The 13,778-nt window shown below is 36.5% G+C and carries 12 protein-coding genes; 3 read left to right on the top strand and 9 right to left on the bottom strand.

What is annotated here, in order from left to right; genetic code table 11:
* Positions 1–105: 105 nt before the first annotated feature.
* Genes nadA through nadB form a run of 3 tightly spaced genes read right to left on the bottom strand, consistent with a single transcriptional unit; the run spans position 106 to position 3,625 of the window.
* Positions 106–1,212, bottom strand: a complete 1,107-nt coding sequence (gene nadA, locus AC1Q8N_RS09275; protein WP_098079541.1) for a quinolinate synthase NadA — start codon at positions 1,210–1,212, stop codon at positions 106–108.
* 30 nt (positions 1,213–1,242) lie between these two features.
* Positions 1,243–2,076 (bottom strand): carboxylating nicotinate-nucleotide diphosphorylase, encoded by an 834-nt coding sequence (gene nadC / locus AC1Q8N_RS09270; protein WP_048541389.1) that lies wholly within the window; start codon positions 2,074–2,076, stop codon positions 1,243–1,245.
* A gap of 19 nt (positions 2,077–2,095) precedes the next feature.
* On the bottom strand, positions 2,096–3,625 hold the full coding sequence (nadB, locus tag AC1Q8N_RS09265; RefSeq protein ID WP_098079539.1) for an L-aspartate oxidase: 1,530 nt from the start codon (positions 3,623–3,625) through the stop codon (positions 2,096–2,098).
* 151 nt (positions 3,626–3,776) lie between these two features.
* On the opposite strand from nadB, the gene AC1Q8N_RS09260 reads away from it, so the two are divergent.
* The 3 genes from AC1Q8N_RS09260 (at position 3,777) to AC1Q8N_RS09250 (ending at position 6,192) form a co-directional block, all read left to right on the top strand.
* On the top strand, positions 3,777–4,919 hold the full coding sequence (locus tag AC1Q8N_RS09260) for an IscS subfamily cysteine desulfurase (RefSeq protein ID WP_088064471.1): 1,143 nt from the start codon (positions 3,777–3,779) through the stop codon (positions 4,917–4,919).
* Complete coding sequence (locus AC1Q8N_RS09255) at positions 4,919–5,461, top strand: transcription repressor NadR (protein WP_000812272.1); 543 nt, start codon at positions 4,919–4,921, stop codon at positions 5,459–5,461. The genes AC1Q8N_RS09260 and AC1Q8N_RS09255 overlap by 1 nt, the downstream gene beginning before the upstream one ends.
* A gap of 83 nt (positions 5,462–5,544) precedes the next feature.
* Positions 5,545–6,192 (top strand): MOSC domain-containing protein, encoded by a 648-nt coding sequence (locus AC1Q8N_RS09250; RefSeq protein WP_048541383.1) that lies wholly within the window; start codon positions 5,545–5,547, stop codon positions 6,190–6,192.
* 112 nt (positions 6,193–6,304) lie between these two features.
* Here AC1Q8N_RS09250 and pheA read toward each other — a convergent pair whose 3' ends face one another.
* From pheA to AC1Q8N_RS09220, 6 genes are all read right to left on the bottom strand, one after another.
* On the bottom strand, positions 6,305–7,156 hold the full coding sequence (gene pheA, locus AC1Q8N_RS09245; RefSeq protein WP_048541381.1) for a prephenate dehydratase: 852 nt from the start codon (positions 7,154–7,156) through the stop codon (positions 6,305–6,307).
* Positions 7,157–7,252: 96 nt separating this feature from the next.
* Complete coding sequence (locus AC1Q8N_RS09240; RefSeq protein ID WP_048541379.1) at positions 7,253–9,163, bottom strand: ABC transporter permease; 1,911 nt, start codon at positions 9,161–9,163, stop codon at positions 7,253–7,255.
* Positions 9,164–9,212: 49 nt separating this feature from the next.
* Positions 9,213–11,135, bottom strand: a complete 1,923-nt coding sequence (locus AC1Q8N_RS09235) for an ABC transporter permease (protein WP_098681302.1) — start codon at positions 11,133–11,135, stop codon at positions 9,213–9,215.
* Complete coding sequence (locus AC1Q8N_RS09230; RefSeq protein ID WP_000114530.1) at positions 11,110–11,886, bottom strand: ABC transporter ATP-binding protein; 777 nt, start codon at positions 11,884–11,886, stop codon at positions 11,110–11,112. The genes AC1Q8N_RS09235 and AC1Q8N_RS09230 overlap by 26 nt, the downstream gene beginning before the upstream one ends.
* A 93-nt stretch (positions 11,887–11,979) precedes the next feature.
* Positions 11,980–13,062 carry a HAMP domain-containing histidine kinase gene (locus tag AC1Q8N_RS09225; protein WP_098079535.1) on the bottom strand — a complete coding sequence of 361 codons (1,083 nt, stop codon included), beginning with the start codon at positions 13,060–13,062 and terminating at the stop codon, positions 11,980–11,982.
* Positions 13,052–13,759 (bottom strand): response regulator transcription factor, encoded by a 708-nt coding sequence (locus AC1Q8N_RS09220; protein WP_000276710.1) that lies wholly within the window; start codon positions 13,757–13,759, stop codon positions 13,052–13,054. The genes AC1Q8N_RS09225 and AC1Q8N_RS09220 overlap by 11 nt, the downstream gene beginning before the upstream one ends.
* Positions 13,760–13,778: the final 19 nt, after the last annotated feature.

The following is a 13,778-nucleotide window of genomic DNA, read 5'->3' as shown; positions in this document are numbered from 1 at the left end:
GAATAAGTATAAAAAAATCGCAATGATTTCTTCAAAACAATGTATGCCCATTTCGTTCTCGTTATGATTATATGCATGAAAAAAAGCAACAGAAATACCGTTGCTTTACACACGCTCTAACATACGATTTAATGCAAGAACCGCTTCTTCAGTCACTTGTTTATCTACGCTAATAACGTTAATTTCTTCTCCTCTTTCTACCGTTTCAAGCACCCATAATAAGTGCGGCAGATCAATTCGGTTCATCGTTAAACACGGACACATAAATGGATTAAGTGAAACAATCTCTTTATCTGGATGTTGCTGAATAATTCGGTTCACTAAATTCATCTCTGTACCAATTGCCCATTTACTTCCAGGTGGCGCTGCTTCAATCATATCAATAATATATTTCGTTGATCCTGCGTAATCCGAAGCATCAACGACCTCATAACAACATTCTGGATGTACAATAATATTCATATCCGGATGATTTTTCCGTACATTCTCAATGTTTTTCACTGTAAAGTTTTGATGAACCGAACAATGCCCTTTCCATAAAATCACTTGAATTCCTTCTATATCTCCATCGTACTCTAATGAATCTGTATGTGGGTCCCATACTGCCATTTTATCTAATGGGATACCTAAATCGTATGCTGTATTTCTTCCTAAATGTTGATCCGGTAAAAAGACAAGACGCTCTTTTTGTGTAAATGCCCAAGACACCATTTGTTTTGCATTAGAAGAAGTTACTGTTGCTCCGCCATTACGACCACAAAACGCTTTAATTGCAGCTGTAGAGTTAACATATGTTAACGGAATCATCGTATCTCCAAATAATTTTGCGAGCTCTTTCCATGCCCTTTCTGTTTGTTCAATATCTGCCATATCTGCCATCGAACAACCTGCACGCATATCTGGCAAAATAACGATTTGATTATCTGTCGTTAACATATCTGCTGTTTCTGCCATAAAGTGTACACCGCAAAATACAATATATTTCGCTTCTTTATTGCTCGCTGCAACTTGTGCAAGCTGAAGTGAATCTCCTGCTGCATCAGAAAATTGTACCACTTCATCTTTTTGGTAATGATGTCCTGGAATAAATAATGTTCCCCCCATTTTTTCTTTAATTTCACGAACACGCTTTTCCATTTCTTCTGTTGTCATCGTGTAATAACGCTCTGGTAACATCGTTTCAATCGGTTGCACTTTTTCTAAAATACTCATATTCCTTTTTCCCCCTCTAAGCCACTTTCCTTACGCCTCAATATTGAAACTAATATCAAGTGCTTTCACTGAATGTGTTAACGCTCCAAGTGAAATATAATCGACCCCTGTTTTTCCATATTTCGATAAATCTTCAATTGTAATGCCTCCTGATGCTTCCGTAACGATGGCACTTGGTACAATCTTTGAAAACTCCCGGATCTCATCTGGCTTACGATTATCAAACATAATAATATCTGCACCAGCAGCTACAGCCTCTCTCACTTGCTCCTCCGTTTCTGTTTCCACTTCTACTTTCACCATATGTCCTAATTTTTCTTTCACCGATGTAACAGCTTTCGTAATAGAACCAGCAAAAGCAATATGATTGTCTTTAATCATGACACCGTCATATAAACCGAAACGGTGATTAAATCCGCCTCCGCACACAACTGCATACTTATCAAACATGCGTAGCCCTGGCATCGTTTTTCGCGTATCGCAAATACGTGTATGGCCGCTATCTAAAGCAAGAACAGCTTTATGTGTCATCGTAGCTATCCCGCTCATACGCTGGATAACGTTTAATATAACGCGCTCTGCCGTCAATAACGAAGCAATTGGTCCTTGCGCAGTTGCTATTATTTCGCCTTTTTCTACAAGATCTCCATCTTTTTTATGAAGCGCCACTTCAATTCTTTCATCAATTAATTTAAATCCTTCTTCAATTACTAAACGCCCCGCAAAGACACCTGTATCCTTCGCAAGAAACGTTCCTTTTGAAAGTAAATTGTCTGGAAAAATAAGCTGAGATGTTACATCTCTTTCTCCTATATCTTCTAGAAAAAATCGATTTAATGCTTCTTTCACTTTTATCGTGTTCATAGAGCCCCTCTTCCCTTCATCACACAAGTTGTAGTTTTCTTCTCACTCGAACGATCTCTTTTTTTACGCTATTTCTATCTGGATAGTCATTTCGATAATGGCCACCAATACTTTCTTCTCTTTGCAAAGCTGACACGACTATAAGCTCACAGGCTGTTAACATATTAATAAGTGTTATCTCTTCATTTGTAAGAGCATTATGTTGTAATATCATATTTCGAACACCGTACTTACTAAGCCATCTCTTTGCATAAGATAAACTTTGCTCTGTTCGTACAATCCCAACATATTTCATCATGCATTCTTGTATTTCTTCTTTCGCCGGCAAATGATTCAGAACGATAAACTTCTTTTCCTTCTCAGCCACGTTGTTCCAGCTTTCTTTTGTCGCTTTGGTTAAAATATGTTGTCCTATTCTTTTTCCAAACACAAGACCTTCTAATAATGAATTACTTGCTAATCTATTTGCTCCATGAACACCATTACAAGCTACTTCACCGACCGCATATAAATTTGGAATGGACGTCTCTCCATCACAGTTCGTTTTCACGCCGCCCATATGAAAATGAGCACCGGGTACGACTGGAATGCGTTTTTCATTTATATCGACACCATTCTTTTTACACAATGATGATACAGTCGGAAAACGTTCTTCGAAATTTTGGATAGACTCGATATTTACATACACTTGTTCACCCGCCAAAAGCTGCTCATGAATCGCTCTTGCTACTACATCACGTGGTGCGAGATCGTGATCAGGGTGTATATTCATCATAAAACGCTGCCCTTTTCCATTCATAAGGATAGCTCCTTCACCACGGACAGCTTCAGAGACGAGGCCGCAGCATCGCCCGTTCGCGTATAACATTGTTGGATGAAACTGTACAAACTCTAAATCTACGAGCTCCCCGCCTGCGCGGTACACCATCGCAAGTCCATCACCCGTAATTGTCTTATCGTTAGAAGTAAAGGCGTATAAACCGCCAATCCCACCTGTTGCTAACACCGTATAATCTGCAACGTAACGCTTCAACTTCCCTTCACTAGTTCTTGTTAAAACTCCAACACATTTATCATTTTCTATAATAAAATCGAGCACCATTTCCTGTTCCACTACCGTAACGTGCGGAGCTACTTCTTGAATGAAATGCTCTAATAAATTCTTTCCTGTTGCATCGCCACCTGCATGTAAAATACGACACTTTCGATGTGCGCCTTCTTTTCCAAGATGAGGACCCGTTTCATCTCCATCAAATTTCATTCCATTTTCAATGAGATTATTCATTTCTTTCGGTCCTTCCTCGACTAAATAACGGACCACATCTTCATTGTTATAATGACATCCTGCTACTAACGTATCTTCAAAATGATCATTTGGATTGTCATATGTTGCAACTGCTGCGGCAATTCCACCTTGCGCTAAATATGTATTATTATTACGATTTGTTTCCTTTGTGATAATAATCACATTCTTTTCGTGACAAATCTCTTTCGCAACACGAAGTGCCGCAACGCCACTTCCAATAATTAAGACATCTGCACTTGGCATAATTGTTGCCTCCTACTTTACACTTTTCAACTGTCTTGACACCTATATTTACATAGTTTTAAAATAATGACAAGAGTTTTTTATAATTCTTATTTTCACTACCATTTAAAAAATACAAGAAATGTAACTCTTACTAGGGAGAGGAACTTACATGATGATATATCTTGACTATGCAGCTACTACACCTATGAGTGAAGAAGCATTACACACATATATGAAAGCAGCATCGCAATACTTCGGAAATGAACAAAGTTTACATGATATTGGAGGAACAGCCTCTTCTTTATTACAAGTTTGCCGAAAAACATTTGCTGAAATGATTGGCGGAAAGGAACAAGGGGTATTCTTCACAAGCGGCGGCTCGGAATCCAACTACCTTGCGATTCAATCCCTTCTCAATGCTCGAAATAAGAAGCACATTATTACGACACCTATGGAACATGCATCCATTCGAAGTTATTTTCAATCCTTACAATCAGAAGGGTATACCATTACTGAAATTCCTGTTGATGAAGGTGGGCTAATTCATTTAGATGATTTAGAAACAGCCATTACAGAAAATACTGTTCTAGCAAGCATACAGCATGGAAACTCTGAAATCGGAACCGTTCAAAACATCACAGAGATCGGGGCACTTTTAAAAAAATATAACGTTTTATTTCATTCAGATTGTGTACAAACATTTGGTAAACTTCCTATCAATGTTTTTGAGATGGGAATTGATAGTCTCTCTGTTTCAGCACATAAAATATACGGACCAAAGGGTGTTGGCGCTTGCTATATAAATCCCCAAGTTCGCTGGGCACAAATATTTCCGGGAACTTCTCATGAAAAAGGATTTCGCCCAGGTACAGTAAACGTTCCTGGCATCGCATCTTTTTTAACAGCTGCTGAGAATATATTAAAAAATCAACAAGAAGAGAGCTTACGTTTTAAAGAGTTACGATCCTACTTTTTAAGACATTTACAAGCGCTTCCTCTAGAAATTCAAGTAGAAGGTCATTCTACTTCTTGTTTACCACATATTGTTGGGGTTACAATAAAAGGAATAGAAGGTCAATATACAATGCTAGAATGTAATCGCCATGGTATTGCCATTTCCACTGGAAGTGCTTGCCAAGTCGGTAAACAAGAACCTTCGAAAACAATGCTTGCAATTGGAAAAACGTATGAAGAGGCAAAACAATATGTTCGCTTCTCTTTCGGACAACAAACAACGAAAGATCAAATTGATACTACTATTCATGCACTACACACAATTGGAAATCAATTTTATAGAGGTGTTAAATCATAATGAAACAAAATGAACAAAAAAAGATTTTAGGTGAAGAAAGACGACAACTTATCCTTCAGTGGCTTCTCGCTGCAAATGAACCGTTATCTGGGAATGAACTATCGAAAAAGACAAATGTAAGTAGACAAGTTATCGTGCAAGATATTTCCTTGCTTAAAGCACGAAACGAACCAATTATTGCGACTGCTCAAGGGTATTTATATTTAAAACCACAAGAGAAACAACAAGCTTTCGAACGCGTAATTGTATGCCAACATAAACCAGCGGAAGTACGTCAAGAACTTACAATGCTTGTTGACCACGGCGTTACGATTAAAGATGTAAAAGTTGAGCATCCTGTATACGGTGACTTAACAGCGTCCATCATGGTAAGTAATCGCTTTGATGTAGAGCAATATTTACAAAAAATTGAAAACACGAATGCTTCCTATCTTTCGCAACTAACAGATGGTATTCACTTACATACAATTGAGGCAGATTCAAAAGAGAAATTAGACGCTGCTTGCGAGGCACTAGATAAAGCAGGATTTCTCGTTTATTAATTCATGTAAAGCACAGAGTTTTTATCATTCTCTGTGCTTTTTTAGTGATATAATATTGTAATCAATTGTAAAGGGGATCAAACATGGGAATTGAACTCGTTCACTTTAGCATTGGCAAACCAAAACAAATGAAATATAGCGAAGATAAAGAAATGATTACTGGTATATGTAAAGAACTTGCAGAAGAAGCTTTTCTCTCAAAAGATGGATTTCGTGGTGATGATGTGGCGGATTTAAAACACCACGGAGGACCTGACCGCGCAGTTTGTGTGTACCCACACGAACATTACGCACTATGGGAAGAAGAATTTCAAACTACGCTTCCAGCTTCCACATTTGGCGAAAACATTACCGTAACAAATATGTTAGAGCGTGATGTTTGCATCGGAGATACATATCAACTAGGTGAAGCAATCATTCAAGTGACACAAGCGAGAGTACCTTGTAGCACAATTTCAAAACGCCTTGGTATTCCTGGCATACTGCCGCGCATTGTAGCAACTGGATTTACTGGTTATCTATGTCGCGTTCTTCAAGAAGGTACTGTACGTAAAGATTCTAAAATTACATTACTAGAACGTCAACCGCGCAATGTTTCTGTATTGTTCTCTAACGAAATTTATTTTCATAATAGAAAAGATAAAGATGGCATCGAAAAGATTCTTGCTGTTCCAGAACTAGCCGATATTTGGCGTGGGCAGTTAGAGGATCGTCTTGCGAAGTTAAAATAAATAGAATCCCACCATTTATAGGTGGGATTCTATTTATCTATCACAAAATGTATTATCTGATGAAATTATACCAGCGATTAGAAGGGAAATGTCGACAGTTCATCCACCTCTCTTACAACCAATAAGAAGAATAACTCCCAAGCACAGTCACAGAAAAGCCGAGTGCTTCAAGTTCCATCGTTACGCCTGGTAATAATACATCATCGTATGCTTTATCGACATCGATTAAGAAAAAGTAATTTCCAAGACCTGTTTTCATCGGACGCGATTCGATTTTTGATAAGTTTAATTTTCTCCATGCGAAAGCTGATAACACTTGATATAGCGCCCCTGCATAATCAGCAGGTAACGTTATCATAAGCGTCGTTTTCTCTCCTCGGTTTTCTCCGTTATCCGGGAGTATTGCTCTCTTTTTCTTATGGAGAACGAGGAAGCGTGTATGATTATTTTTATGCGTATGAATGCTACTTCTTACGATCGTTAATCCGTATTTTTCTGCGGCTGCTTCATTTGCAATGGCAGCGATTTTTTCTTCAGGGTGTTCTTTCACATATTGCGCAGCGGCACTTGTTGATGTCATATCTCGGACGGTTACCCCTTTTAATTCTTCATTTAAAAACTTATGACATTGTGCAATAGCGTGCGGATGAGAATGCACTGCATATACTTCTTCCCACACTTCTGCATACTGCGGATGTACAAGTAAATGTTGCTGAATCGGTACTGTAATTTCTCCTACAATGGAGAGCGGCTGCTCATGTACAAGATAATCAACCGTTATATTCACTGAACCTTCTATGGCATTTTCTAACGGTACAACTGCGAAGTCTACATTTCCATTTGCAGCTGCATCAATACAGTCTGGAATCGTGCGATACGGTACATGCTCTGCTTCCGGAAAAAAACGACTCACCGCCATATTTGTAAATGTTGCTTCCGGTCCTAAATATCCTACTCGAATCATCGTCTTTTCCCCTCTTTTTCGTTTTCTTACTGTTATACCATACTTTTTTATATTCTTCTATGTAAATTTCGAATATTTAAAAAAGACTAGCATTCGCTAGTCTAAATGTTTCCTATATTCTCTTTGAGCGAAAAAGAAATAAACGATGCATGCAGCGATATAACACAGAATAAACAAGCCTACTTTTCTTAATGAACCATCCATAAAGATCGTATTATGAAACGTATATAGCGCAACTGCACTATGCATACTTCCTACTATAATTGGCGTAAAAAATAGCATACACAATTGCCAACGGGAAATTTTCCACACTTCTTCTTTCGTCATTCCAAGCTTAGAGAGCGCCCCGTACCCTTTACGATCCGATGAAATGTTATGAAACCATTTAAAATATACGATGCTACATGAAGTAAGAAAGAATAATATACTAATAAATGAGCCTAAAAATAGAGTAATATCGCCGCCTTCTTTCATATTTACATATAACTCCATATTGCTTCGAAATGCATTATTATCTTGTTTCATATGTTTCCGTAAATCTTCATTTAATTTCTTCGTATTTTCGATATTTGGTAATGTATAGCCTCTATATATCATTTTTTCAGAATCAGGAACCTGATTTGCTATACTGTCAAAGTCTTCATCATGCATGACGAAGAACAGACCATTAATGTGCGAAGGATGATGGTTAAATTGAACTCCTTCCTTCTGCCCGTTAAATACGAATGAATATGTTTGATTTATTACTTGTAGTTGGATTTCTTTTTGATCATACATATACGGATAATTGTATTTACTATAATAAACGAGTGTAACTGTTCCTTTTTTAGGATGATACGTTTTCTGTTTTTGTTTTCTTGCCTCTTGATTGTATTCACTTTCTTTAATGAGCGGCGCTACTTCTGTTTCTCCCTTATTGGACTGAAAAGATGCATACACTCCAACAAAACTCATAGTTTGAAAATCATTATACCCATATTGATGCAATAATTGTTCAACCGCACCTTCCGCAAAGACTTCATGAGAAGAAGTACCTTTTTCTATGTAAGAAAATGAGTGTACTCCCCCGCCCCGCCACATATCTTGCATACCAGAAAAATATAAAAATACCGTACCTGTTGCCGTAACTACAAACGTCGTTGCCATTGACATTAGAAAGAAAAAACGACCATTTTCCTTCATTCGATGTGACAATTGATTCACTATAAATAAATACGGGTATGTATACATAATCTTTTTATTTCGTTTTATCATTTCTAATATTTGAGCAGTGCCGTGTGTAAAAGAAAAATACGTTCCGAAAAAGACAAGTATAGACACAGGGAAAAAATAGAATGCTATCGTTGTCACCGTCGCTTGTAACGCTAACGCATATCCTATCCCTAAACAAATAAAGCCGAATATACAAAGCCACATTGATGTTTTCTTCTCTTTTTTATCTGCTCGAAATTCTTTCAATAACCGAATGATTTTTATATTCCATATTCGTAAAGCACTTATAAAAGATAAAACAACAAATACGAACATATACGTAATAAACGTTCCCCCAATTGCTCTCACATCAAATATGACAGGGAGTTCTTTCGGAAGCCCCAATAACATACTAAACACCATGAAAAAGAGCTTTAAGAAGATCATACCAAGCCCAATACCGAAAATATTAGCAAATACCCCGATCAATATTTGCTCGGTCATAATCACTCCTATTACGTTAGATTTCGTTGCTCCCATTAACATATATAATCCTAATTCTTTCTTACGTGCCTCTATGAAAATAGAAGTAGCGTACAAAATAAATATGACGAAAAAAGAAATAATTATAACATTACATATGATAAGTCCCCAGCGTACGTTTTGATACCACATCGTCTCTTGCATATACGGATGTACAATGACAGACATGTATGCAAAAGACGCAAATATCGCAAAACAACTACTTAAGAAAAACACTTTATAATTACGCCAATTTCCTTTTATATTTTGCAGCGCTAGTTGCCGAATGTTCATCTATCGTCCCCCTATAACTTACTACATAGGCAAAAAGCTAGAGGTTTCTCTAGCTTTGCACGTGTTTCAAATATCCCCTTTGCGCGATCATAAAGTAAATCGCAGAAGCTACAATGTATGCTCCAATTACAATCGCACCTGATTTCCATAAATCAATATAAAGCATTTTCCCTAACGTATGAAGAGCAAATCCACTATGAATTGCACCGATCAAAATTGGGATAAAGAAGATAACGCCCATTTGTCGAATCGCAATTTTACGAATTTCTTTATCTGTCATACCGATTCTCTTTAACGATTTAAATTGAATACGATCTTGTTCTTTATCGTTAAACCATTTAAAGTATGTCATACTACAAGCGAAAAAGAAGAACAGTACAGCTACGAAGAAACCGATAAACATCGTAATTGCTCCTGATTCCCTTATATTTTTATAAGCAAACACCGAGTTATTTAATTCCCCTTGCTTATCTGGTGCAATTTCCTTTTTCAAATCTAACACAAGGTCTTCCGTACTTTTCCAGTCTTCTATATAATAACCGTAATATTTCGTCTTTTCTTCATCTGGTACGAGCTTTGCGTATTTCTCAAAATCTTGATCATTCACAATGAGATATTCACTATCATTAAAAACAGAAAATGAAGTTGGATCATTTAATTGAACAGACTGCGTTTGTCCGTTAATTTTAATTTCATACGGTTTCGTACGATCTATCTTCATCATATCGTTCGCCATATCCATTACGACCATCGTTGCACTACCTGGTGCATTATGAACTTCTCTAACTTGCTCTCTCTTTTGTTTACGTACTTCAGCATTATATTCTTTTTCTGAAACAATCGCCATCGGTACTTCATGTTCACTGTTAAACATCGTGATTTTTTGAGTTCCAGGAAGTTTTACGTACATTACTTCTCGCGCTTCTTCAAATCCGTGTTTTTTTATTAATTCTTTTGCCTTTCCTTCTTTTATGACATTATGCGTATTTATTCCCTTTTCCTCATACGAAATAGCATGCGGGGTACTAGTTACTGCCTTATAACTCATATCCTCAAAAAATACGTACAGTGTACCAACTGCTGAAGATACAACGGCCGTAATGATAGAAATTACAAATAGAAAACGAGCATTATCTTTCATTTTATAAATAAGATTGCTAAGTACGAACATATTTGGATATGTATAAAAAGATCTTTTTCTTTTTTGCAATGCTTTTAATACGACTGTACTACCTTGTGTAAACAGTAAATAAGTTCCGCCTATCGTCAGCCCTACAATCGGTAAAAACAGAATGATAAAATTCATAAATGTCACTTGGAAGCTCAGTACATATGCAACAATAATACATCCTATACCAACTACACATAACGATGTAAATGCAAAAGGTTCTACTTTTTGTTTTCTTGCTTCTCTTAATAAATCAATAATTTGCAAGCGCCCTACTGTCCAAACACTAAACAATGATAAGATTAAAAATAGAATAAAGTATACACCTGCTGTAATCAAAACTGCTTTACTATTCCATACGAGTGGAAGTGTTTTATCTATTTTCAATATTACGCTTAATGCTTGGAAAAATAACTTTGAACAAAGCATGCCAAGCCCAATACCTACTACAATTGCAATGCTACCTAACATAAGCTGTTCTAATATAATCATTCGGCCAAGTTGAGATTTTGTTCCACCTATTAATGTTAATAGACCAAACTCTTTTTTTCTTGCTCGTAAAAATGTTGAATTTGCATATAAAATAAAGAGTGCTGAGAAGATGACTACAATATAATTCATCGATTCTAGCCCTTTTGAGATCATCTCCCTCATACTAATATTACCACTTACGACATCTGGATGATAAATAAAGGAAGCATACATGAAAAATACGACAATCGATAAACAGCTACTAATAAGGAAAGCTTTATAATTACGCCAATTTCCTTTTACGTTATTAAGCGCGAGCTGGCGAAAGTTCATGATATTCTCCTCCTAGCATCGCAAGTACGTCCAGAATTTCTTGGAAAAAGGCTTGTTTCGTTCTTCCTTTATGTATTTCCGAGAAAATTTCTCCGTCGCGAATGAAAAGAATACGTTCACAATAACTCGCCGCCACTGGATCATGCGTTACCATTGCAATTGTCACTTTCTTTTGTTCATGTAAATCTTGCAACGCACTCATTAATGATTTTGCTGACTTCGAATCTAAGTTTCCAGTTGGCTCATCCGCTAAAATTAGCGTAGGTTCATGAATGATCGCTCTCGCTGCTGCTGCACGTTGTTGTTGTCCGCCTGACACTTCATATACTTTTTTATTTAAAATTTCTTCGATGTTTAAAAACTTTGCAATCTCAAGCACTTTCGCATCGATTTCATTTACAGATTTCTTCGCCATTACAAGTGGTAAAATGATATTTTCTTTAATCGATAACGTATCAAGTAAGTTAAAATCCTGGAAGATGAATCCTAAATGTGTACGACGAAACTCCGCTAATTTTGCAGCACGCATTTGATTAATTTCTTCACCATTTACAAGCACATGACCTGAAGTTTGCTTATCAATTGTTGCTAATAAGTTTAAAAGCGTTGTTTTCCCGCTCCCTGAAGGCCCCATAATTCCTACAAATTCGCCTTCTTCTATTTTAAAATTTATATCGTTTAAAGCAGTCGTCGCTACTGAACCTTTTGATTGGTACACTTTTGTTAATCCTTTTACTTCAAGAACACTCATTTCTAGTCCCCCTATGTGTTTTCTTCTTACACTTACTATAAGAAAAATAAGAAAAAGAAACGAGTGATTTCCCTTACAAAACGTTTTATTATCTTACAGTTTTGTCATTTTTCTCATTAATGTATGATATTCTTCATCTTTTGCAAATTGGAACGTGAATGTTGTCCCTTCCCCTTCAGCCGATTGCACATACATTCCATGATGTAAATTATCGCAAATTTCCTTCGTAATATATAAACCCATTCCAGTCGCTTCTCTCGTTTTACGGCCATTTATCCCCGTAAAAAATGGATCAAATATACGCTTTACATCTTGCTCTGGAATACCGATTCCATTGTCCATAATATGTAGTAACACTTTTTGATCTTTCTCTTCAATTTGAAATTGGATTTCCTTTTTCTCTGCTTCTGAAATTTTCGTATACTTAATTGCATTTACAACAATTTGACCTATAGCAATACTGAGCCATTTTCTATCAGATGCAACCATACAAGTATCTTCCTCAAACATCACTTTCGGAAATACAGACGATTGAATGAAAGATTTTCTATTTTCATTAATAATACCCCTAATGATATCTATCACATTTACTACTTCTACTTTATAATCTTTCGCAAACTGCTCTAACCTTGCCATATGTAACGCTAAATCTAAACCATTTAGTATGCGGTTATTTTCTTCACGAATACTTTCAACTGTTGCTCTTGCTTCACGATGCTCTTTACCAAACTTTTGTAATAGCAATTCTATAACCGATACTGGTGTTTTCATTTGATGAATCCATTGGTTCATAAATATCATTTGCTGTTGTTCTTTCGCATATTGTTTATGAACTTCATTCATATATTGCTGTCTTAATAGCGTAAACGATTCAACAACCATCTCTTGCTCTGACGTATAAGAAGTATCAATAAGTAAAGAGTCGTGTAATGTATTTCCGCTAGCAACATATTTTTCGATTCTTTTTAAAAATACACTTCTTTTTCGATAATCGTAAATGAGGTATACAGTAAATACAACTGTCCCTAATAAAAGCCCATATAACCACGTACTCCAATCAATGGATCTTTTTTCTAAAAAACTTTGCAACTGCAAAACGAGCCCAAATAAACAAAGGCTAATAATATAAGAAAGAAGTAAAGAAAAACGGTCCATGAGGTAATTTTTAACCTTCATGCCCTTCGCCCCACTCTGTAAGAAGCGCATAACCATATCCGCGTTTCGTTACAATTGCATTTTGAATGCCTAGCTCCTCTAGTTTCTTCCTTACGCGTTTTACATTTACGGTTAATGTATTATCATCAACAAAAGCTACCTCGTCCCACAGGGCTTCTAACAGTTCTTCACGCGTTACATATTGATTTGCTTGTTTCATTAAACATTCTAATAAGTAAAATTCATTTTTTGTCAGCTCCGTTTGTTGCCCCTGCCACTCAACAATGTGCTGGGACGGAAATAACAACAGTCCATTTACACCTAAACAATCACTCTCAGCAACAGAGGCATACTCACCATAGCCACGGCGAAGTGCACTTTTCACCTTAGCCATTACAATATCTAAATGGAATGGCTTCGTAATGTAATCATCTCCGCCATTCTCGATCGCCATTACTTGATCCATTTCCCCTGTTCTTGCAGAAACAAAAATAATCGGCGCATTCGATACAGTACGAATTTGACGACACCAATAAAAACCATCAAAATATGGTAAATTAATATCCAGTAATACGAGATGAGGATTTATTTTCACGAACTCATCTTTTATATGACGTAAATCACTTGCTCTAAATGATTGATAGCCATACCTTTCTAAATGCTCCTCTAATATTCCCGCTATTTTTTCATCGTCTTCTACAATTAATATTTTATACATGTTCGTTTTCTCCCCATAA

It is taken from the genome of Bacillus sp. GW823-FHT06B01 (genome assembly GCF_058952315.1).
The sequence above is the reverse complement of the archived record's forward strand: the minus strand, read 5'-3'. Positions and strand labels throughout refer to the sequence as shown.